This window comes from Marinagarivorans cellulosilyticus, from assembly GCF_021655555.1.
GTDB lineage: Bacteria > Pseudomonadota > Gammaproteobacteria > Pseudomonadales > Cellvibrionaceae > Marinagarivorans > Marinagarivorans cellulosilyticus.
This window is the reverse complement of the sequence record NZ_AP023086.1, coordinates 2,535,539-2,555,923: the sequence shown is the minus strand read 5'-3', so window position 1 is coordinate 2,555,923 and position 20,385 is coordinate 2,535,539. Positions and strand designations below refer to the sequence as shown.

The 20,385-nt window shown below is 47.0% G+C and carries 23 protein-coding genes, 1 tRNA gene and 1 other RNA gene; 16 read left to right on the top strand and 9 right to left on the bottom strand.

Features of this window, described 5'->3' with window-relative positions:
* Window positions 1-2: 2 nt before the first annotated feature.
* The 6 genes from MARGE09_RS10360 to MARGE09_RS10335 form a co-directional block, all read right to left on the bottom strand.
* On the bottom strand, window positions 3-527 hold the full coding sequence (locus MARGE09_RS10360) for an SPOR domain-containing protein (RefSeq protein WP_236987257.1): 525 nt from the start codon (window positions 525-527) through the stop codon (window positions 3-5).
* A 117-nt stretch (window positions 528-644) separates the two neighbouring features.
* Window positions 645-1,889 carry a bifunctional folylpolyglutamate synthase/dihydrofolate synthase gene (locus MARGE09_RS10355; protein WP_236987256.1) on the bottom strand — a complete coding sequence of 415 codons (1,245 nt, stop codon included), beginning with the start codon at window positions 1,887-1,889 and terminating at the stop codon, window positions 645-647.
* The gene (gene accD / locus MARGE09_RS10350; RefSeq protein ID WP_236987255.1) at window positions 1,889-2,758 is read right to left on the bottom strand and encodes an acetyl-CoA carboxylase, carboxyltransferase subunit beta; all 870 of its coding nucleotides are present in this window, start codon (window positions 2,756-2,758) and stop codon (window positions 1,889-1,891) included. The genes MARGE09_RS10355 and accD overlap by 1 nt, the downstream gene beginning before the upstream one ends.
* A 116-nt stretch (window positions 2,759-2,874) precedes the next feature.
* Window positions 2,875-3,672: a tryptophan synthase subunit alpha gene (gene trpA / locus MARGE09_RS10345; protein WP_236987254.1), complete on the bottom strand. Its 798-nt coding sequence runs from the start codon at window positions 3,670-3,672 to the stop codon at window positions 2,875-2,877.
* A 1-nt stretch (window position 3,673) separates the two neighbouring features.
* The gene (gene trpB, locus MARGE09_RS10340) at window positions 3,674-4,888 is read right to left on the bottom strand and encodes a tryptophan synthase subunit beta (protein ID WP_236987354.1); all 1,215 of its coding nucleotides are present in this window, start codon (window positions 4,886-4,888) and stop codon (window positions 3,674-3,676) included.
* Between the two features lie 51 nt (window positions 4,889-4,939).
* Complete coding sequence (locus MARGE09_RS10335) at window positions 4,940-5,563, bottom strand: phosphoribosylanthranilate isomerase (protein ID WP_236987253.1); 624 nt, start codon at window positions 5,561-5,563, stop codon at window positions 4,940-4,942.
* Between the two features lie 255 nt (window positions 5,564-5,818).
* Between MARGE09_RS10335 and MARGE09_RS10330 the strand changes: the two genes are divergently transcribed.
* Window positions 5,819-5,895, top strand: a tRNA-Met gene (locus tag MARGE09_RS10330).
* A 42-nt stretch (window positions 5,896-5,937) separates the two neighbouring features.
* Window positions 5,938-6,033: signal recognition particle sRNA small type (gene ffs / locus MARGE09_RS10325), an RNA gene on the top strand.
* Window positions 6,034-6,140: 107 nt separating this feature from the next.
* Here the strand turns inward: ffs and MARGE09_RS10320 are convergent.
* The 3 genes from MARGE09_RS10320 to MARGE09_RS10310 all read right to left on the bottom strand — a co-directional run bounded on the left by MARGE09_RS10320 (window position 6,141) and on the right by MARGE09_RS10310 (window position 9,804).
* Window positions 6,141-7,088: a tyrosine-type recombinase/integrase gene (locus MARGE09_RS10320; RefSeq protein WP_236987252.1), complete on the bottom strand. Its 948-nt coding sequence runs from the start codon at window positions 7,086-7,088 to the stop codon at window positions 6,141-6,143.
* A gap of 116 nt (window positions 7,089-7,204) precedes the next feature.
* Entirely contained in the window at window positions 7,205-9,394 is a 2,190-nt protein-coding gene (mobH, locus tag MARGE09_RS10315) for a MobH family relaxase (RefSeq protein ID WP_236987251.1), read from the bottom strand.
* An 11-nt stretch (window positions 9,395-9,405) separates the two neighbouring features.
* The gene (locus tag MARGE09_RS10310; RefSeq protein WP_236987250.1) at window positions 9,406-9,804 is read right to left on the bottom strand and encodes a hypothetical protein; all 399 of its coding nucleotides are present in this window, start codon (window positions 9,802-9,804) and stop codon (window positions 9,406-9,408) included.
* Between the two features lie 301 nt (window positions 9,805-10,105).
* Between MARGE09_RS10310 and traD the strand changes: the two genes are divergently transcribed.
* The 14 genes from traD to MARGE09_RS10240 are packed head-to-tail and all read left to right on the top strand — an operon-like array spanning window position 10,106 to window position 20,150.
* Entirely contained in the window at window positions 10,106-12,256 is a 2,151-nt protein-coding gene (gene traD / locus MARGE09_RS10305) for a type IV conjugative transfer system coupling protein TraD (protein ID WP_236987249.1), read from the top strand.
* A complete protein-coding gene (locus MARGE09_RS10300; RefSeq protein ID WP_255711972.1) occupies window positions 12,256-12,951 on the top strand; it encodes a TIGR03747 family integrating conjugative element membrane protein in 696 nt (231 codons plus the stop codon). The genes traD and MARGE09_RS10300 overlap by 1 nt, the downstream gene beginning before the upstream one ends.
* A 9-nt stretch (window positions 12,952-12,960) precedes the next feature.
* Window positions 12,961-13,644 (top strand): hypothetical protein, encoded by a 684-nt coding sequence (locus MARGE09_RS10295; RefSeq protein ID WP_236987247.1) that lies wholly within the window; start codon window positions 12,961-12,963, stop codon window positions 13,642-13,644.
* 8 nt (window positions 13,645-13,652) lie between these two features.
* The gene (locus MARGE09_RS10290; protein ID WP_236987246.1) at window positions 13,653-14,384 is read left to right on the top strand and encodes a hypothetical protein; all 732 of its coding nucleotides are present in this window, start codon (window positions 13,653-13,655) and stop codon (window positions 14,382-14,384) included.
* Window positions 14,381-14,923, top strand: coding sequence for a lysozyme family protein (locus tag MARGE09_RS10285; RefSeq protein WP_236987245.1), 543 nt, complete (start codon window positions 14,381-14,383; stop codon window positions 14,921-14,923). The genes MARGE09_RS10290 and MARGE09_RS10285 overlap by 4 nt, the downstream gene beginning before the upstream one ends.
* Window positions 14,920-15,426, top strand: a complete 507-nt coding sequence (locus MARGE09_RS10280; protein WP_236987244.1) for a PFL_4695 family integrating conjugative element protein — start codon at window positions 14,920-14,922, stop codon at window positions 15,424-15,426. The genes MARGE09_RS10285 and MARGE09_RS10280 overlap by 4 nt, the downstream gene beginning before the upstream one ends.
* On the top strand, window positions 15,423-15,731 hold the full coding sequence (locus MARGE09_RS10275) for an integrative conjugative element protein, RAQPRD family (protein WP_236987243.1): 309 nt from the start codon (window positions 15,423-15,425) through the stop codon (window positions 15,729-15,731). The genes MARGE09_RS10280 and MARGE09_RS10275 overlap by 4 nt, the downstream gene beginning before the upstream one ends.
* Window positions 15,732-15,741: 10 nt before the next feature.
* On the top strand, window positions 15,742-15,978 hold the full coding sequence (locus MARGE09_RS10270; protein WP_236987242.1) for a hypothetical protein: 237 nt from the start codon (window positions 15,742-15,744) through the stop codon (window positions 15,976-15,978).
* 11 nt (window positions 15,979-15,989) lie between these two features.
* Entirely contained in the window at window positions 15,990-16,397 is a 408-nt protein-coding gene (locus MARGE09_RS10265) for a hypothetical protein (RefSeq protein WP_236987241.1), read from the top strand.
* A gap of 10 nt (window positions 16,398-16,407) precedes the next feature.
* Window positions 16,408-16,758, top strand: coding sequence for a DUF3487 family protein (locus MARGE09_RS10260; protein ID WP_236987240.1), 351 nt, complete (start codon window positions 16,408-16,410; stop codon window positions 16,756-16,758).
* A complete protein-coding gene (locus tag MARGE09_RS10255) occupies window positions 16,751-17,371 on the top strand; it encodes a DUF2895 family protein (protein WP_236987239.1) in 621 nt (206 codons plus the stop codon). Before MARGE09_RS10260 ends, MARGE09_RS10255 begins: the two co-directional genes overlap by 8 nt.
* Window positions 17,368-18,177 (top strand): DUF3438 family protein, encoded by an 810-nt coding sequence (locus MARGE09_RS10250; RefSeq protein WP_236987238.1) that lies wholly within the window; start codon window positions 17,368-17,370, stop codon window positions 18,175-18,177. The genes MARGE09_RS10255 and MARGE09_RS10250 overlap by 4 nt, the downstream gene beginning before the upstream one ends.
* Window positions 18,167-19,612: a TIGR03752 family integrating conjugative element protein gene (locus MARGE09_RS10245; RefSeq protein ID WP_236987237.1), complete on the top strand. Its 1,446-nt coding sequence runs from the start codon at window positions 18,167-18,169 to the stop codon at window positions 19,610-19,612. The genes MARGE09_RS10250 and MARGE09_RS10245 overlap by 11 nt, the downstream gene beginning before the upstream one ends.
* Entirely contained in the window at window positions 19,593-20,150 is a 558-nt protein-coding gene (locus tag MARGE09_RS10240) for a TIGR03751 family conjugal transfer lipoprotein (protein WP_236987236.1), read from the top strand. Before MARGE09_RS10245 ends, MARGE09_RS10240 begins: the two co-directional genes overlap by 20 nt.
* Window positions 20,151-20,385 lie beyond the last annotated feature (235 nt).

The window sequence follows — 20,385 nt, the reverse complement described above, 5'->3', positions numbered from 1 at the left end:
TTTTATTGCTTGGGTGTCATATCCAATAAAATGCTGGATATCTTATACTTCGAATCCACTATTTTTTTATCGGCTAGCAACGCTTTTTTATCGAGTTTGGGGCCGATATAAACGCGGTGATGCAAGCCCTTCGAGGTTTTTGCATCGCGTAAAAATGCATGGTAACCGTCTTCAATAAGACGATCCCGAAAAGAAATAGCTTTCGCTTTTTCGCTGTAACTAATAACTTGCAACACCCAACCATTAGGCACGCCGTTATCATTTAATGTTGGTGCAGCGGGTGTTTCGGGCTCTGGTTTAGTCTCATCCGGAATAAACATTTGCTCAGGTTCTGGCGCTGGCGAGGGCACCTCTGGCGCTTGAGCCACAACAATAGGCTCAATTTCAATAGTCGGCATTGGTGGTACTTGCGTGGTAATACTCACAGGCGTGATTGTTTGACGATCGAACAATACCGGAATAAAAATTACCGCTATCGCCAATAGCACAATGGCACCAATGAGCCGCTGCTTTAAACCATCATCCATATTAATAACCCACTTACCGCTTTTACTTTGTATGCCTTAGCACAACAAAATTAACAACGCCTTTCAAAAAAGCGCCAATAAAAAAGCATAACGCCCACAAACATATCCGCTCGCGGCTTAACTTTCGCAACAACTCAACGCTTCGGCAACCGTAAAGAAAGAGCCAAAAACCAATGCTTGTTGGGCCGCAAAATCCTGTTGTTGTAAACCGTCTATTGCGTTGGTCACTGTCCTTCCAACGGTAATAGCATCGCCACTTACCTGCAATTGCTGTAAAACAGCAGCCACGGCCTCAGGTTGCGCTGCCCGAGGGTTGTCTGCAAGAAGTACACAATGCCAGTGGCTCACCCACGGTATTAAAGGGGCCAATACACCATTTAAGTCTTTATCTGCCATAACAGCGACAATGGCAGGCATTGGCTTGAAGCTACGCCGCTTTAACTCGGCGGCTAACAGCTCTGCTGCCGCGGGGTTGTGCGCAACATCCAGCAGCAAAGATACATCTCCAACCGGTAATAACTGCATTCGCCCAGTTAACTGCACAGCCTCAATAGCTTTCACAAGCTGGGCTTGGGGTAAACACCCTTCCAACTCGCACACCTGTATAGCCGCTGCAACACTCGGCAATGGCAAACGCACTTCGGCAGCACTGAGTTTTAAACCTGCGCTTGTCCACAGCGTATTATCTTTAACACCAAAATCTTTGCCCCACCACAACGCAGGGCACCCTAGCTGCTCAACCTGGTTGCGCACAGATTCTGGCGGAGCACTATCGGCACAAATCAAGGGAGCATCAGCGCGGCAAATGCCGGCTTTTTCCGCCCCTATAACTTCGCGGGTAGATCCTAACCAAGCCTCGTGATCTATAGCGACCGATGTAATTACTGCGACACTAGGCGCAACAATATTGACGGCATCCAAGCGCCCACCTAAACCAACCTCTAATAACCAGTAGTCCAGCGGCTCGCGATTAAATATGTCCATCGCGGCCAAGGTGCCAAACTCAAAATACGTTAGAGAAATATCACCACGGGCCTCGTCTATGCGAGCAAAGGTATCGCATAGCTGTGCATCGCTAACAGGCTGGCCCTGCAAGCGAACGCGTTCGTTGTAGCGTATAAAGTGCGGAGAAGTATAGGCCCCAAAGCGCTTACCGGCAGCACTTAACAATGCCTCAAGCGTAGCAACACAGCTACCCTTACCGTTAGTGCCCGCGACAGTAATAACCCGGGCTTTAGGCGAAAGCACACCTAAACGCTCCGCCACTATACGAACACGCTCTAAACCTAAATCGATGGCCGACGGGTGGTGGCTTTCTTGCCAAGCCAACCACTCAGCGAGCGTATTAAAACGTGCTGTCATTAGGCGGCAGGTTGCTCTTGGTTTGTCATTTTCGCTAATAGGCGCGCTAATGTGTCACGCATTTCACTGCGGTGAATAATCATATCGATAGCACCGTGCTCTAACAAAAACTCTGCACGCTGAAACCCTTTAGGTAATTTTTGACGAATCGTTTGCTCAATAATATTAGGGCCAGCAAAACCAGCGCGTGAACCTGGCTCTGCCGCGTTAATATCACCTAACAACGCCAAACTAGCAGAAACGCCACCATAAACAGGGTCTGTCATTACCGAGATGTAAGGCACGCCTTGCTGCTTCATGCGCTCTATCACTGCACTGGTTTTTGCCATCTGCATCAAAGAAATTAAAGCTTCCTGCATACGGGCACCGCCGGTAGCCGGAAAACACACCAAGGGAATGCCCTCTTCCAACGCGCGGTTCGCAGCGCGGGTAAAACGCTCGCCCACAACATAGCCCATCGAACCACCGTGAAAATCAAACTCAAACGCTACAGCAACAACGGGCATACCTTTTAACTGTCCGCGCATCGCGATTAAGGCATCTTTTTCGCCAGTTTTTTTCTGCGCTGTACTTAAGCGGTCTTTGTATTTTTTCACGTCTTTAAATTTAAGACGATCAACGGGTAAAACGTCTGTTGCAAGCTCTTCTCGTTCGCCACTGTCTAAAAATAAATCCAAGCGCTTGCGAGCACCTATACGCATATGGTGGTCGCATTTAGGACACACACCTAAATTTTTCTCTAATTCGGGGCGATACAAAACAGCAGCGCATTTTTTACAGTTTTGCCACAAGCCTTCAGGAATGTTGCTTGCGCTTTTTCGCTCATCTGAGCGGACAACTTTGGGGACAATTTTATCAAACCAACTCATTCTACTTGCCTCTTGCTTCCCCTGTGGGGCCTGCGTTTACTGTGTATCGATTTTAGCGCCGCTGTGATTTAAGCGCGCATACTTAGTCGTATATTTAGCCGTGAATTTTGCAACGTCTAAACATCTAAACCTTGTCGAATTTCACTGACTTTTTCGCCCACGCGCTGTGCAATTTCTTCTGCAGAGCCTTCAGCCATTAGTGCCACCAACGCACTACCCACTACGGCGCCATCAGCACTTTGGCTAGCCGCTTTGGCGCTAGCACCATCTTTAATACCAAAGCCCACCATCACAGGTAAACCCGTAGTGCTTCGTATAGCTGCGACTTTTTGCGCTACAGAATCCACATCCAAATGACCAGCTCCGGTAACCCCTTTTAAGGACACATAATAAATAAAGCCTGTTGCAGACGCGGTGATGTGCGCAATGCGCTCGTCAGCAGTAGTTGGGGCGACAAGGAAAATATTTTGAATACCTACCGCTTTAAGCTCAACATCTAAATCGGAAGATTCTTCTGGCGGTAAGTCCACGGTTAATAAACCATCAACACCTGCGGCGGCGGCTTTTTTAGCAAAATTCGCATAGCCCATGCGCTCAACAGGGTTGGCGTAACCCATCAGCACTATAGGCGTTGTGGTATTGGTCTTGCGGAATTGCGCAATAATATCCAACGTGCTTGTTAAGCTAATGCCATGAACTAATGCTCTTTCATGGGCGCGCTGAATAGTTGGGCCTTCTGCCATAGGGTCCGAAAAAGGCACACCCACCTCGATAATATCAGCACCGTTTGCAACCATGCTGTGCAAGCTTAGCAATGTTGTATCGGGCGTAGGGTCGCCATTTACAATATAGGTGACTAGTGCTTTTCGGCCTTCGGTTTTTAGTGCATCCAAAGTTGTTGTTATTCGATTCATCTTAAACCTTAATTCCATCAATTTCGGCAACGGTCAGAATATCTTTATCACCACGCCCAGAAAGGTTAACAATAATAATGTCGTCTTTGCTCAGTTCGCCGGCGAGCTTTTCGGCATAAGCAATAGCGTGTGACGATTCCAGTGCAGGCATAATGCCCTCTACCCGCGTTAGGCTGCGAAAACCGTTCATGGCTTCATCATCGTTAATGGGAACATAGCTTACGCGCCCCACATCTTTTAACCATGCGTGCTCTGGGCCCACGCCTGGGTAATCTAAGCCTGCCGATATTGAGTGAGTTTCAATAATTTGGCCGTTTTCGTCTTCCATTAAATAGGTGCGGTTACCGTGCAAAACTCCCGGCACGCCATCGTTTAACGGGGCTGCATGCTTACCCGTTTCAACGCCGTGACCACCAGCTTCTACGCCATACATTGCAACGTCTTTATCATTCAAAAACGGGTGAAATAAACCAATAGCATTAGAGCCACCACCCACACAAGCAACTAAGGCATTCGGTAAACGCCCCGTTTGCGCTAGGCATTGCTGACGGGCCTCGCGCCCAATAACGCATTGAAAGTCACGCACTAACTGCGGGTATGGGTGTGGCCCCGCAGCAGTACCGATAATATAAAAGGTATCGTCAACATTCGTAACCCAGTCGCGCATGGCTTCATTCATGGCGTCTTTTAAGGTTTTAGAGCCAGACTCAACCGGCACCACAGTGGCACCTAAAAGTTTCATACGATAAACATTAAGAGACTGACGCTTAACATCCTCTGCCCCCATGTACACCACGCACTCCAAACCTAAACGTGCTGCTACCGTCGCTGTTGCCACCCCGTGCTGGCCAGCACCGGTTTCGGCAATAACGCGCTTTTTGCCCGAATGCTTTGCCAACAACGCTTGCCCAATGGTGTTATTAACCTTGTGCGCACCCGTGTGATTAAGGTCTTCACGCTTTAAAAACAGTTGCGCACCACCAATTTTTTTTGTCCAACGCTCAGCAAAATATAACGGCGACGGACGCCCAACGTAATGAGCCAAGTCATGATCGAATTCTCGGCAGAACTCCTCGTCATCCTTTAAGCGGTTATACATTTCGCTAAGCTCGTCTAGAGCATGGATCAACGTTTCAGAAACAAAACGCCCGCCAAACTGACCGAAGTGGCCCTTCGCATCAGGCAGCTGATTAAAATCTGTGGGTTGCTCAATAATACTCACGGTATCCCTCAATTGGGTGTGCTTAGGGTGCAAAGCACACAATATTTAGTTAGCGACATTCGCCATAAATTGTTTGATTAGGCTTTCGTCTTTTTTGCCGGGGCTGGCTTCTACACCGCCGCTCACATCGACTGCCCAAGGCGCGACACTCGCAATCGCATCAGCCACATTCGCAGGGGCCAAGCCGCCCGCCAATATCAACGGCTTTACAATATCCCGAGGAATAGCGTTCCAATCGAACGTTTCCCCCGTCCCGCCAGGCACCCCTTTACGGTATGCATCCAGCAGTATGCCTCGCGCACCAACATATTGATTGGCAAGCCCTGCAATATCGGTTTCGGGTTTCATACGTAGCGCTTTAATATATGGACGGGCGTAACGCTCGCAAGTTTCAGGCGTTTCATCACCGTGAAACTGCAGTAAATTTAATGGCACTTCTCGCAATACTTGCTCTATGTACTTAGGATCTGGATTTACAAAAAGACCCACTACCGATACAAATGGCCCGGCCGCCTGCGCAATGTCGCGCGCAACCGCTAGGTCAGCCACATAACGCGGACTTGGCGGGTAAAACACAATCCCTAACGCCTGCGCTCCTGCATCACAAACCACTTGCGCATCGGCAACCGAGGTAATACCGCAGATTTTCACTCGTACTGTGCGCGCCATGGTTAAACCACCTTCACCTAAAAGGGGCGCAATATTACCAGATTTACCGTAATGAAGGGAGACTTGTCCATAGCCCATTAACGCCCTAATGTGAAGGGAAATCGCCACAGAGCAAGTCTGCGAAAGTGATACCAAAAAGAACAACTTAGCCTCCAAAACTATTTTGCGTATTTTTAAGAGCTGGCGCTTGACTTTACATAACCAAGTAGTGAAAATGTGCGCCCTTCGCGGGGTCAACCCGATGAAGAACTTGATGGCTAGGTAGCTCAGTTGGTTAGAGCACAGCACTCATAATGCTGGGGTCGGGAGTTCAAGTCTCCCCCTAGCCACCATCATGTTTTAAGGCTGTAATTTTGAAGTTGCTACTATGGTGACTCCGGTCTCTTTGCAACGACTCGCTGTGAACTCCGCCAGGCCCGGAAGGGAGCAACGGTAACAGTTTTGTCGTGTGCTAAGATGCGCTGGAGTTGCCACCCAAAATAGCTTAGGAAATTAGGTCTTTTTTCTCACGCTCGTTTAGTTTTGTTATGGCTGGCCGATCTTATGATCGACACTCCCCTATAATGGTTTCCATTTTTTAGCGCGTCAAGACCTTCTGAGCTAAATTTGGTAAATTCATTTCCCCCAGAACCTTTGTTAAACGCCCCGATGACATCGAAACATACCGACGCGTCGTCGAAATCATTGTGTGTCCCAATATCTGCTGTACAGCAAAAATATCAGGCGCACCTTCGGCGGGATTGCACAGTCGCGTAGCGACAGTATGCCGAAACTTGTGCGCACCGATGTTCAACCCAGTATTTTTATTAACTCTCTTAAAGAAATCCGTGATCGCTCGGGCTCTCATTTGCCCCGCCACTTGCTCACACGGCTTATAGCGGCCGTTGTGCCAGCACACGTTAAAAAGAGGATCGCTTGGAGCAAGGGGGCGATCCAAGACTGATGAGGATTTCGTCATCACTTCCTGAAACACGCCCACTAAGACTGAATGCATTGGTATTGACCACTCCCGATACGTCTTAGAGCCTTGATGAGATAGCTTGATAACCATAAGTTCAAAATCAAGGTCACTTACACGGAGACTGACGAGCTGTCGGCGCCTCATGCCAGTGAAATATAAGGTCTTAATAACCGCGAGCCAAAACCACACAGGGTCATACCGCTGCTTATTATCATCTAGATGACTAAGGAGCTGCCAAAGGTCGTTATCTGACAAAGATTTGGATACACCGGCGGGCACCGGTCCGGTCTTAACAGTACGGAAATGGTTACTCTCGGCATAGCCTTGCGCGACGGCATAGTCGCCAATAATGCGCAGATAACGCAAATAACCGTTATATGTCACGGTTTTAGCGTTAGCCAATGTGATCCGCTTAAATTGAGCAATATCACGAACCGAGTATTCCTCAACTGAGCACATCGCCCTGATATCAAACAATCGCCCAATTCGGATTATGGTAATGCGTGTTTCTTCATTGAATACGTTTAAATCGCAGTATTCAGCTGCAAGCTCTTCAAAATACATATTAATACCCCTTTTACTTGCTCACAAACCTCCTCAAATGCAACGTTAATGACGTCAGTGTCCTATTGCATCGAGTCATGAGCTAGGGATATTTTGCCATGAATTCTTTGTATGCATTAAGTGCTTTGTGGAATTGTTTTGTAAATGAATGTATTAGGCTTTGGGATGGGGTAGTCATCACCATATATTACAGAGAAAGGTATTAGCCGCCCCTGTATCTTTGAGTGTCGTGACTTACCCACCACCCAGTACGCATGGATATTTAATCCCTTATCAGCCTTAATGTGGTAACTCTTGCGATCAAACTTTTTACTAATTTTCGCGTGGGCGTCCTCAGGCAATCCATGCTTGGTGCAAAACATCTTGAAAACCGATGGAGCCAAAATAAACACGCCCTCAGGGACAATATGCACTACCGCCTTAACATCATTAATGATGATTGTCTTTTCAATTAAATTCGTTCGAAGCCAATTCACGAATTTGCTAGCTATTTGTGGGTCACTCGAATCTAAACCTTGGTAAACAGCGTGCCCATCACGTGAACGATCAACAACTGAGCTAATAACATCACTTCCCTCAGCCTTACCTTGCGGTGCCTCCACGTCTTTTTGCTCTGAAAACAGTTTTGCTTCAGTCGTCGGCGCTTGCCCAACGGAGTCCATTACCTCAAGTTCCAACTGCTCTTCCGTCGGCTTCGTAACAACTTCTGAAACCTCATTTACAGTATCACTCGCAGTTTCTACCACCTCTGGCTCAGCTTCATTGCTTGCAGCTTCTAATATTTTCTTTTCAGCTGCAGGAGCAGCTTCAGGTGGTTTCTTGCCTTCGGCTTTTCTTTCAGCCTCTGGCTCGGGCGGCTGACGCCGCTTATTCGCTGCAGCGAATACCAAGCTTGGTTTGGGGGGGGGATTGTCTTTTTCGTCAGCTGCAGGTGCAGCTTCTTCTGCCATTGTTTCAGGTTCAATGGCAGTTTCTTGTGTTTCTTTTTCAGCTTCCGTGCCTACAGCTTCACTGCGGCCTGAAGCCGCATTACTATTTTCTGCCGATGATGTTTTATTTTCAGCGTCCTCGCTGATTTTATCTGTGCCTACAGCTTCATCCGCGCTCTGCGCGGCTTGTTTATTTTCAGCTCCGCTGGCCGCTATATTTTCATTTTCAGTTGCTGGTGCAACCTCTGCCGGTTTGACCGGTGGAGGAATTTTGCCTATCAGTATTTCACCCGAAAACGGTTTAATTGGACGGGTCGGCACAGTAAGCCTCCGCGCTTCAAATTTTAGGCATGTAAATGCGTGCCTAAAATCACTGCCAACAGCTGTAATCGTCCATACCGCCTTGCCATCCGATGTTGGCAAGGCGTAGCCATGCTCTTGGAGGATGTCATAAATCCTTACCACTTCACGCGGAGTATCATTTATCCCCAATTCGTCACACTTGCTAATGATTTTTTCCGCAAGCGAGCGGCACACAAAATAGATATGACCTTCCTGATCACACCAACCCATTCCACCATTCACATTCATGCGAATTGAACCATCGGCGACCCAGTCGCGAATAAAACCCAAATAACGATCGATAAGCGGTAAAGCACGACTAAAGCGCTTGCTTGGCATAGGAAGCTGTAAGTTCGCACGCGTGGACTCCATATCTGCACGCTCAGCGAGGTCACCAATAATGCCAGACTCATAGCGATCACCGCGCAGATGCGCGCAAATCTGCTTCATGAGCTCTGCTTCATTCGCCAACCAAGCCCGCGCCATACGCGGCAAAATATCAAATAGCGTTGGGCCAATGTAGGTGTGCATGTGGTACTGAACCTTCACAAATTTGATGCTGTAAGACTTCGCATCTGTAAATGCCGTCAACGCTTTATCGTGCGGAGTCCACCAGCGTTGAGTGCCATTTTCGAGGTTAAGCTGAATGCGTATCGAGGTGAGTAACTTGCCGATATCGTGAAGAAGGCAGCCGGCAAAAACACCATAAGTCCAAAGGTGCTGCTTATGCTCAATCTCACTAATGCTGGCCCCGATCGGTAATTTAATTCCGGATCGCATTTTGAGGGCTAGTGTGATGACCTCATAAGTATGGGTTAACAAGCCACCAGGGCCACAATGGTGGTGAGACTCAGAAGCTGGGGCTAGCTGGATGGATTCAGCATACTGAGAGAATGCCGCTTTAATTAAGTGATCAAAAACATTCGAATCGAGTCCAACTAATGAGCGCCACTCATGTAGCTCAGGATTGATCGATAACCGCTGGCAAAGATCAGCGTATTTGAGAATCGGTAATGCCGATATATCAAGTGTCAAAGGGAGCTCGCTTATTTTAGGTTGTCGCGAGACCAGCGCTTAATAATATCTTCAGCGGGGTGAGCGGAAGTAGCTTGGGTTGTATGTGTTGAGCTGTCTTTAAATTCAATGAACGGCTGACTGAGCGGGTCCCATGTTTTGTGCTGATCTCCTGCAATATTGGTGGCACGTAATGTCCAAGACGTTAATTTGGGTAAACGAATCGCCACGAAAGTTGAAAGCGGAATTTGAGGATCAGCCTCGTGAGCCTCAGTAAAACCCCAGAGCATGCTGAGAAGCTCTTCGCGTATATCGAACTCTGGCGTGGGATAGTGATCGAAATTATTGGCAAGATTTTGAAGGGGTTCTTGCCAACAACCCTTTTGCAATTTATCGAGAACGGTAGTGAGTGATGCATTGAAATCGGACATGTGAGTACCTTTTTGCTTTTGAATTTAGCTTTTTTGGGGTTTAGCCTTTTTCCCTTAAAAGCCCTTTCCCCATTATGTTTTTTATTAACTCTTAAAAACCCATTAACTGTTAACCTTTTTGCTGGTGGCCAAAAATCCCGTCTTTTAGGGATTGAAGGCCACCATTTCCGAAGGGTAAGCCCATTAGCTTTCTTTAGTATCTAGCCTATTTTCTTTCATTACAGCAATTTAATTGTACAGACCGTGTACGGTTTGATTGCTGCACAAAATATTGCGCTCTTTATGATCTCGGGTCATGAGCATGAGCAAATACCCCATTCAGCAGTTATTACGTCCAGCACACGAAATCCCCGTGGGCATAGCGTACCTGTTGGCCGCAACTCTGAGTGTCCTATCCAGCTCTGTATTGCTGGGGGCTGTCAGCACACCGGCCGTATCATGGGCACTCGCCCTCGCATTTTCAGCGAGAGGAATCTATAGGCTCTATTGGGGATGTCGTTTATTAAAATATCAATATGAGCTGCGCGTACTACCGCCATTTGAGATTGCGAGCAGTGATATACCGGTCTCGAAAAAGGAACTCTACCTAGGAAAAGGGTTCGAGTGGCGCGCCCGACACACGCAACGACGAACAGACGTTGACCGCATCGAGTTTGATTATCATAAAGACCGAAATAGTAAGATCGCCTATAAAATAGCCCGAGGGTTTGAAGCCTGGGTAGCGAAAACCGGAATTAATAAACGCGTTAAGCAGCTGTTATTGTTAACGCAATTGGCGGCACTGACAAGCATTAAAAGCTGGGCAAACCCAGTCGCGCCAATACCATATGTGGAAGGGGTTCCCGAAATTCACGCGGTCGGACTCTGGGAAAAAGAGGGTATAGTCACCGTTAAACAGGGCGAGCGCGTAGCTCACATGTTTGTGGTTGGGACGACCCGCGTCGGAAAGACCCGACTTGCGGAAGTTCTCGTTACACAAGATATACATAACGACGAAGTCGTAATTGTGTTTGACCCCAAAGGGGACGCGGACCTTCTAAAACGCATGTATGTCGAAGCCAAAAAAGCGGGTCGGCTCCATCAATTCTACTGCTTCCACCTCGGTTTTCCCGAATTTTCAGCACGATACAATCCAGTCGGCACGTTTGGTCGAATCACCGAGCCGGCAAGTCGAATTGCGAGCCAATTACCAGGCGAAGGCGCATCAGCAGCTTTCCGAGAATTTACGTGGCGTTATGTCAATGTAATGTCAAAAGCCTTAACGAGCCTGGGCAAAACAATCACATACGATAATTTGCTGCTGTACGGCGCCGACATTGATCCACTACTGAAAGAATATCTGGAGTACTTACTCGATAAGCCCGAAGCGCAAGTTACTCTTAATGCTCGCAATATTGCGGATTGGCGAATCGCGGTTCAAAACATCGTAGACAACCCAGAAATTAAACAAGGAAGAGAGTCAGCATCACGCGATCGCAAAGCTTGGGCGACAGCACGACTCTACAAAGAATCCGGTCTTGTGGACGCCACTGCGCACGCACTAATTAAAACGTTTGAATACGAAAAGTCCTTCTATGACAAGTTAGTCGCCAGCCTATTCCCGCTACTAGAAAAATTAACCTCTGGCCCCACCGCCGAATTACTCTCACCGAACTACACCGACACCAATGATCCACGCAAAATTTTCGATTGGGATTCGATTATTCGCACCGGCGGCATTGTGTATGTCGGGCTCGACGCATTGAGCGACGCCGAAGTCGCCCAAGCCGTTGGCAACTCCATGTTCTCAGACCTGACCAGTCGCGCCGGCTCCATCTATAAAGGCGGGCTAACTAAAGGCCTACCCGAAGACATGGTTTCACTTATCAAGAAACGAAAAATCTGCGTGCATGCCGATGAGTTCAATGAGCTTGTGGGTAAAGAGTTTATTCCACTGGCTAACAAAGGTGGTGGCGCAAACTTCCAGCTCACGGTGTACACGCAAACACTCAGCGACATTAAAGCGCGCTTTGGTGACGATGCGAAAGCCGGCCAGGTCATTGGTAACTTGGGTAGCCTAGTCATGCTTCGCGTGAAAGAAGAAGCGACAGCCGAACTGCTCACAAGTCAGCTCCGCGATGTGGAAGTCAATCAGCTAACGAATGTATCTGGCGTAACAGATGACACCAACCCCGATAGCGAGACTGATTTCACATCACGAAACGAGCAACGCATTACATCGCAGTACGTCAAAACAATTACGACAGCAGACCTGATGGATTTACCGAAAGGGCAAGCCTTCGCGCGGCTTGGCGGAAAACTCCACAAAATACGCTTGCCACTGTTCAACGATGAATCTGAGTTGCCCGAAGGCCTTAGCTTTATGTATGAACAAATGAATAACAACAGAAAAGTCGTCGAGGATTTGAAGTGGGCAGAGTTGCCGGACATTGATTTAAGGATGGCCGCGTAATGGCACAACGAAAGCAACCAAGAGAAGTAAAACGTCGCGGGGTTATAGAAAGGCTCTTTGGGGCCACTGTGGGTCGAGCGTGGAGTATGTCGATGTGGGCGCTTTACGCCGTAATTGGATCAATCCTTATCGAGTGGGTTGGCATAGTTTTTTGGTGGGACCTCGATCATTCACAGTTAGTACTGAATAAAGAAATCGAATACTTATCGGACTTCAATAAGAACTTTTTTCTCAATATTTATCCCGGTGATCTCGCCGCGCAATTAGCGAGCTATACACGAGACTTTATGACGTGGAGCGGAATTGGTGGATTGGCCTATTCAGCGGCCAACTCAAGCTCGTCGGTGATGAATGTCATAGGGTCGTTACTGCAATCGATGATCAATGTGTTTTTCATATTCTCAGTGCGCCTTGCCATGTGTATTAGCTCGATAAGTGGATTCATTTTAGTGTCATTGCTCGCTGGAATGGATGGACTAACAGAGAGAGAAATACGCAAAAGCTGCGGTGGCAAAGAATCAGCAACAATCTATCACCACGCTAAACGATGGGTAGGACCATCGATGATATTGGCGTTTGTCTTGTATTTAACAATACCGATCTCGATACACCCTACTGTGATTTTTTTACCAGCCATGTTCATCACCGGACTAGCGATATTTATCACTGCATCAACGTTCAAGAAATTTTTGTAGGAAACGGCTATGGAATCAACCACTTTACCACCTGAACTCACCCAGCAGTACGAGCAAGAGGTGTCCGACGAATCAGAAACTATTGGCGAATATAAAGCGAATAAAAAACGACACCTTGAAACAGCTTTTAAAGGGTTTTTTGTAATCACCAATATAACGCTAATGGTTTTTGTGGGTTACACGGTATTTAAGCCCGAGGACGATCGCTTCAAAGGTATCGAAGATGCTGTTGCGCTCAACACAAATAGTATTTCCGAGGTGACAGGGAGTGTAAAAACAAATGAGGAAACAGCGAAAAGTTTTGAAGACAGCCTTCATAACTTGAAAATGTATATCGAGGAGCGTAGTGACCAAAACAACGGGAAGATCACACTCTCGAGCGAGCGCGTCGACCAACTCGAATTGAGACTCATAGAAATTGAAAAGCAATGGATCGCAATAAAAGAAAGCAAGAAAAAATCGGTAGTCAAAACAAAACCAGTAGCACAGAGACGGGCTGTCATTCAGCCAATGAGTCTCGTATCGATACGCTCCCAAGGTGATTACGGTTTGGTTAACCTCGCTTCAACTAAAGGAGAAGTATCACCATTACTACGCAACGGTGATGAATGGAATGGCTGGAAGTTTATTCGACTCGATGGTCGCAGCGCTATTTTTGAAGTCGCTGGCCGTGAACGCCAACTCGCTTTATGAGCCTACCAATGAAAGCTTTATTAATGATCATCGCGTGCCTATCCGGCCTAGCGCAAGCTGAGGGTACAGCTGTCGCGCGCCTAAAGGTTCAGGAGTTTAACCAACTATTTAACGGGCTTGATGAAGTCAAAACAAACACTTGGGAGAACTGGGGCCTCACGGAACAAGAATGGACTACATACGAAACAATTAAAGCTAAAACGGCATGGGGATCATGGGGAAACGAAGCCACTCCCCTACAGCTGCTGTCAATTTATGCCACGAATATCGAAGAGAAGCGTCGCTATGCGCGATTGGAGGCAAAGCTCGATCAGTGGAGAGAAGATGCGGTACTCAATTATCAGCAGATTTATAACAATGAGCGAGAAGTTATTCATGCGAAATATGCTGCATTTATCAAAGGGCGTCGACCAGTAGCCGATAACCTAGGACCAAAAGATGCAGTGGCATTTTTCACGTATGCCAAGGCCTGTGATGCACGCTGTAAATCCATGATGAATCGCCTATTAAGTTCAGGAACAAAAATCGATGTGTACGTGATGGATGACGTGAGCCAAGAACAGGTTTTTGAATGGGCAAGTAACGCGAACATTCCGGTTGACCGAGTACAAGCAAAACAGATAACACTCAATTATGACAAAGGTAACTTTAATCAACTGAGTACGATACCGGTCGCATTTGCCAGCATTCCAGTGGCGTATGTTAAAACCGAAGAAGGCTTTGTGAGGTTAGCCTTGTGATTAAGTTTTTTGTAATCGCGATATTAAGTGCGTCGGCATATGGCGAAATACCAAGAGCCTATGGGGTCGTCGCCGAAAAATATGGTGTTCCTGTCGAAGTATTTTATAGCGTAATTCTTCAAGAAAGCGGTGAGTCGAGAAACGGAACCTATCACCCATGGCCATGGACACTGAATGTCGCACACAAAGCGTATCGATACCGCAGTAAGGCAGAAGCCAAAGCGGCGTTAATCGAATTCATGAATTATGAAAATCGTATCGCAGTAGGTTTAGGGCAAATTTACTTACCGGCACATGGCCACAAATTCAGTGACCCAACGGCATTGTTAAATCCAAGAGTCAATTTGGAGTATGCGGCTCAAATTCTATCTAGTGAGTTTGATGTCACATCCCGTAATGGGCGCCCCAACTGGTGGGTGGCCGCAGGCCGATACCACCACCCCTCCAAAGAAGAGTATGCCGCCCCGTACCGCGCCCTGGTGTTTATGAAGTGTCGGGAGATTTCAGCGCAATGCACGATGTATGGAGATATTTTATGAAAATCATGGCCTTTGCATTGATTCTAATTTTGATCGCAGATGTTACTAAAGCAGAACCCATTGTCATTAAAGACTTCGGCAATACACGCCCAAGCGGAATCCCAAGCGGAGAGGATATTAGAAAGCTCGCAAAATCAATGCGAGTACCTACGAAAGAGCTCATTGCATTTGATGCTTATGTTTTTCCAATGGTATCCGAAAGAATGAGTGTAGGAAAACTTGCTGCACCAATTAAGCACGGCAAGCAAGGCATCAACCCCTTCTTTGTATTAGGAGCCGACACAGCATCAAAAGGATGGATTATTAAAAACAAAGCCGTCCTCCAAGAGCAAGGCATTGTCCGTGGATTACTGACAAATGTTCCCAATGGCGACGCGTTCCGAGAAATGTCAATTGCCGCTAAACCGCTAAAACTCTACGTCTTAAATACCGATGATATCGCAGAGATATTCGGCGTATCTGTCTACCCCATTGTTATCACTAAAGAGGAAATACAGCAGTGAAAATTCTAATAGCGGCGTGTATCGCCATCCCCCTGTCACTAGGCGTTCCCTCGGCAATCGCGAGTGATAACGCTTCTGAGTCTGAGCGCGCATTGCTCATAAAAGCGGCCTCTGAATTGGAATACATCAAATCACTTTTAGCAAAAGCAGAACAAGCGAGGAACAAAAAGTCACGAATCCGCGCTGACTACGCAAACATTGACGCAGATCTAACCGAGATACAAACGGCAATCGAACGTCACGCGAATACACCTAAGCGCTCGCCGCGCCGAGTAAACCCCCTCAAGAAACATTACACGCGCTAAGCGAGATGTTATGAACGACAACACGATAGAAGCCTTCAAGTTGTATTTCGGTTCACCCACAAAACTGGCTGGCGTGTTCGTGATTATGATTGTCTGCCTCATGGCGATCGTTATTTTTAAAGCAGTAAATAATGGGATCAAAGAATCTCAAAAAGACGGAGCGGACTACACACCACAAGACCTGATCATGCATATCCTCCGACTATTCGCGGTATTGCTGATACTAGGTATTTTTTTAGGATTCTAGGAGCAAAAAAAATGAAAACACTTACTTCACTTTATTCAAACCTTAAAGACAAGGTCAACACGGCAACACTAAAGCCATTCGTGATGCTAAATATGACCGCGCTATCTACTTCGGCCGCAGCGCAGGACGCAGAAAATGGATTTAAAGTACCAAAGGTCACACTACCAGGCGTCAATGAGAGCTCGTCACCGCTAGATATGTTTTTAGCCATCATCAAATATTTATTCTTATTCGCCTCATGGATTTTTGTGATTTTCATGGCCTTTACAGTGTTAAAAACTGTCATAAAAGAATTCAACAAGGTACGACGCGATGAAGAAACAGCCATTGGCGATATTGTCGGTAAAGTGGTGGCATCCATTGGCGGGCTCTTATTCGTCGTTGTCTTTGTCGGCTGGTTGACTGCTTACTTAGCATAAGGAGAGGACTATGGATTCCAATGACCGTTTGGCAGAGGCCATCAATTCTGAGCCCGTTGTTTTCATGGATTGCACAATGCGTGAGATCACGGTAAGCGCCCTATTTTCTTCGGTCATTGGAATCGCAATTTTTATATTTCTAATGATTATTTTCGGTTTCTTTGTGGGTGCCGTGCTGGGTCTAATTTCAATCGTAGGAGTTACTTACCTAGCATTGAATATGATCCAGGGACTCAGGCAAAAATATTATGAAGGATGGTTAGCCGAAAAACTATTTCTAACAAAATTAAGTGCCGGTTTATCGAGCAAGCCATTCCTGCTCGATTCAAAACGCTACGGCAGAGGAGCTCGACGTGGCTGATCAACGTAATGGTATCTCATCGCGCGATTCGCACATTTGGACATTGCGAATGGGCGGCCTTGTTTTAGTTGCAATTATTGCAGGGCTGCTGACTTTAATAGGTCTCAAGCAAAACATGTTTACAGTTCAAGTGCCACCCGACCTATCGCATGGCGCGCGCGTTAAGCCTGGTGAATATCAATCATCATCAAGTTATGTATTTGCACATCACATTTGGCGTGAAGTGAATGATTGGAAAGTGAGTGGAAAGGTAGACCTGCCTGCAAGGATAAAAACCTATGAGTGCTATTTCACGCCGGCATTCAAAAAACAGTTAGACAAGATTAAAGCAGAAAAATCGGCTAATGGAGAATTAGACCGAACACGAACAATGACATCAGATGTTGCATTTAAAGAGTCTTTTGTCAAAGAGCTAGGCGGCAGCACATTCGTGACTTACTTATACATGCATATCGTCGAGCGAATTGATAGCTCAGAAGTGAAAAACGTGCATATCAAATATCCACTTCGAGTAGTACCGGACAATCGAAATTGCAATCATTTTGGCCAAGCGCTTGATGGTTTCTACAGTGAGCCAGAACGGATCACAGAGAATGAGGTAAAGACACTATGAAAATAACTCACTTTGTAGCCGTGCTAATAATTGGTCTTGGGCTAGGTTCAGTAGCTAAGGCCGAGACAGAAACGGTCAAGGTTTGGGACAATAAGCCGCTGACAATAAACATTAAAGTGAATGAAGAAGTTAGAGTCATATTTCCAACAGCGGTAAATATCCAAGTGCCACTGGCAACGACTCAAAAGCTGCAAGCACTAGCACCAAATAGGCAAATCATTTATTGGAAAGCAACAGCGCCTTTCGAGAAATCACGGATTATCGTCACGACCGATGATGGTCAGGATGTTTATGTCATTGACTTGATGGCATCGGAAAAAGGATTGACCAACGACATCATCATTGAAGACCCACGGCGCGTGCTGTTAAACAATAGCAATAAACCTAAAGATGTAATACCCGAACTTAGTGACCCTGCAGAGCTTGTGCTGACACGTTATGTCGCGCAATCACTATATGCCCCAGATAGATTATTGCCGAGTGACAGCAATATCGGACTCTTAGAAACGCCCGAGCTCCCAGAGGATTTTCCACTGCTCCAAAGCGCACTCGGTGAAACCTATGGCGTTGAAGTTATCGGGCAATGGAATGGCTATGGACATTACATCACAGCGGTACTCATCATCAATAAAAGCGCCATGGTCGTGCCAGTGAACCCTGAGCGAGTGCGCGGAAACTTTACACACATTACGCCGCAACACCAGTATTTGTCAGAGGCCGGCACTTTTGACGATAGAACGACGCTTTATCTCGTATCAGACATCCCATTTAGCGAGGCGGTAATGGAGGATGGTTATGCGTACTAATAAACTGGTATGGGGTGGCCTAGGCCTAATCATAGTGTTTGTCGTTATTGTCGTGATCAATAAATTCAACGAGCCCGCCCCCAAAACTCAAAACACCGTTACCCAACAGGAAGACTCAAAACAGGAAGACCCAAAAACGAAAGTCACACCTGTCGCCATCGAGGGCGACACGATTGTCGAAACGATGAAACAAACCAATGCTCGCTATGAAGCCTCACAAAAAAGGGTGAAAGAATTACAAACACAAAACGCATTGATTAATGATCGTTTAGAAAGTTTAGAGCGCAGTAACGGCACGGCCAAAGGCGACAACCGGATTGATCTAGCCATGAATAAATTCGGCGAGATGTCAGGTGAGCTTAAAAACCTAACCTCGCAATTCATCCAACAACAACAAAAGTTTGAAACCACGTCGGCCAACGGTTATGAGTTTACCGATGGAGATTTAGGCTGGGATGGTAGTACCGGCTCAGCGGGGAAGAGTAAGGGATATGGGAAAGCTCAAGATCATGCCCCGAGTTACCGGAAATTAAGCGGGTACGCCAGCGTACCGGTAATATCCAACACTGCCTCTCCGTCTATTAACTTCGAGTCACCGGAGCCAACGGCAGACGAGCCGTCGAAATCGGGACTCAGTGGACTAGACGAAATCATCGAAGTGGATGAGATCACCCCACACTATACGATACCCGCACGCTCAACTTTACTCGATGCCGTAGCAATGACGGCGATGATTGGTCGAGTGCCGATCGGCGATAAACTGAAAGATCCCTTCCCGGTAAAAATCATTGTTGGAAATAATAACCTGGCAACTAATGGCCTCAATATTCCAGGATTAGACGGCATTGTATTTGAGGGAATTGCGACCGGTAACTGGAATCTTTCATGCGCGTCAGTGGCACTGACGGCCGCAACCTTCACATTTCAAGATGGGCGCGTTCAGCACCTAGAGTCGAGCAACGGAAAAACGTCAGCGATTAGCTCATTAAACCCTATCGGGGGGTCGAAAAATAAGAACTCTATTGGCTACATCAGCAACAAAATGGGCGTTCCGTGCATCACAGGACAGCGCGTTACCGATGCACCTCAGAAAATTACAACAGTCGGAATATTAGGTCTCGCAGGAAGCTACTTTAACGCAAGAGCCGAATCGGAAGTGACCAATAGAAGAGATATCGCCGGTGGTAGCAATAGTACGGTAACCGGCGATGTAGGGAAGTTCGAAGCCAATCGTATGGCCGCAGACGCTGTAGGGACCGTTAATGAATTTTACATGTCACGTAACCGCGACACCTTTGACGCAATTGTCGTCCAGCCTGGGGCAGAAGTAGTACTCCACATAACATCAGATCTCCTTATCGACTATCACAGCAATGCGAGAAAGCTGGTCTATTCACATAACAATCGGGGCTCACATGAAAAATTATTGGATTAAAGCAAGCGCAATACTTGCGTCGATACTTGCAATGTCGCTGACAGCAGGGTGTGCATCTTCAATCGATAAAGTCGTAGAGGACCGCGGACAAGATATGGAAAGCATTTACGCCCACTACGCCGGTGGTGACAAAGCAAATAATTACGAGCGAAGAAAACGAACGCTCAACATGCGGGACGCAGAAAGTCGAAGCGCGATGACGGGATTTCCACCGCACCCAGAGCGTGTAAGGCATTTATTCCCTAAGCTACCGAACCCCGAATTGTTTATGTTCGTACGCCCACATGCGGTCGGCGCCTCGGGCGCGCCCATCCCTGCCTACATTACACGCTTCACGATGTATGAAAAAACGCACTACGCATTACCAGGGGAAACAGTGGATACCATTCGCCGAAATGCAGTTATTGATGAAGCTCTAGACCAGCAAGATCGTGAACGCGCTGCCCAGCTAGAGGATGAGCAATTAAAGGCACAGCGCAAACGTGAGCAAGATGCCCGAACCCAAGCGTTTCGCGCATCGGCTCATAAAAAACGGTAGGACACTAAGCTCGGTCGGGCCAAGCTTATTGTACACAGCAACAACAATTAAACGGTATTCAGCGTTTCCGTAATTAAGCATCATTGATGCAAGTTGAAAACGCCGCATTTCGGTGAACAACGGATAGCTGGAAAATGAACGCCTTTCTTTATTGGGAGGCAAAAGGTTTGGGGAGCAGCCCGCAAACGTTGCTTGTTCTGAGACTGTCAGACAACAGCCGGTGTGATCAGGACAC

Excerpts from the sequence above, each read along its gene's own strand:
- MARGE09_RS10360 (WP_236987257.1), bottom strand. The coding sequence starts at position 527 with ATGGATGATGGTTTAAAGCAGCGGCTCATTGGTGCCATTGTGCTATTG.
- MARGE09_RS10355 (WP_236987256.1), bottom strand. The coding sequence starts at position 1,889 with ATGACAGCACGTTTTAATACGCTCGCTGAGTGGTTGGCTTGGCAAGAA.
- accD (WP_236987255.1), bottom strand. The coding sequence starts at position 2,758 with ATGAGTTGGTTTGATAAAATTGTCCCCAAAGTTGTCCGCTCAGATGAG.
- trpA (WP_236987254.1), bottom strand. The coding sequence starts at position 3,672 with ATGAATCGAATAACAACAACTTTGGATGCACTAAAAACCGAAGGCCGA.
- MARGE09_RS10335 (WP_236987253.1), bottom strand. The coding sequence starts at position 5,563 with ATGGCGCGCACAGTACGAGTGAAAATCTGCGGTATTACCTCGGTTGCC.
- MARGE09_RS10320 (WP_236987252.1), bottom strand. The coding sequence starts at position 7,088 with ATGTATTTTGAAGAGCTTGCAGCTGAATACTGCGATTTAAACGTATTC.
- MARGE09_RS10310 (WP_236987250.1), bottom strand. The coding sequence starts at position 9,804 with ATGTCCGATTTCAATGCATCACTCACTACCGTTCTCGATAAATTGCAA.
- traD (WP_236987249.1), top strand. The coding sequence starts at position 10,106 with ATGAGCAAATACCCCATTCAGCAGTTATTACGTCCAGCACACGAAATC.
- MARGE09_RS10300 (WP_255711972.1), top strand. The coding sequence starts at position 12,256 with ATGGCACAACGAAAGCAACCAAGAGAAGTAAAACGTCGCGGGGTTATA.
- MARGE09_RS10295 (WP_236987247.1), top strand. The coding sequence starts at position 12,961 with ATGGAATCAACCACTTTACCACCTGAACTCACCCAGCAGTACGAGCAA.
- MARGE09_RS10290 (WP_236987246.1), top strand. The coding sequence starts at position 13,653 with ATGAAAGCTTTATTAATGATCATCGCGTGCCTATCCGGCCTAGCGCAA.
- MARGE09_RS10280 (WP_236987244.1), top strand. The coding sequence starts at position 14,920 with ATGAAAATCATGGCCTTTGCATTGATTCTAATTTTGATCGCAGATGTT.
- MARGE09_RS10270 (WP_236987242.1), top strand. The coding sequence starts at position 15,742 with ATGAACGACAACACGATAGAAGCCTTCAAGTTGTATTTCGGTTCACCC.
- MARGE09_RS10265 (WP_236987241.1), top strand. The coding sequence starts at position 15,990 with ATGAAAACACTTACTTCACTTTATTCAAACCTTAAAGACAAGGTCAAC.
- MARGE09_RS10260 (WP_236987240.1), top strand. The coding sequence starts at position 16,408 with ATGGATTCCAATGACCGTTTGGCAGAGGCCATCAATTCTGAGCCCGTT.
- MARGE09_RS10250 (WP_236987238.1), top strand. The coding sequence starts at position 17,368 with ATGAAAATAACTCACTTTGTAGCCGTGCTAATAATTGGTCTTGGGCTA.
- MARGE09_RS10245 (WP_236987237.1), top strand. The coding sequence starts at position 18,167 with ATGCGTACTAATAAACTGGTATGGGGTGGCCTAGGCCTAATCATAGTG.
- MARGE09_RS10240 (WP_236987236.1), top strand. The coding sequence starts at position 19,593 with ATGAAAAATTATTGGATTAAAGCAAGCGCAATACTTGCGTCGATACTT.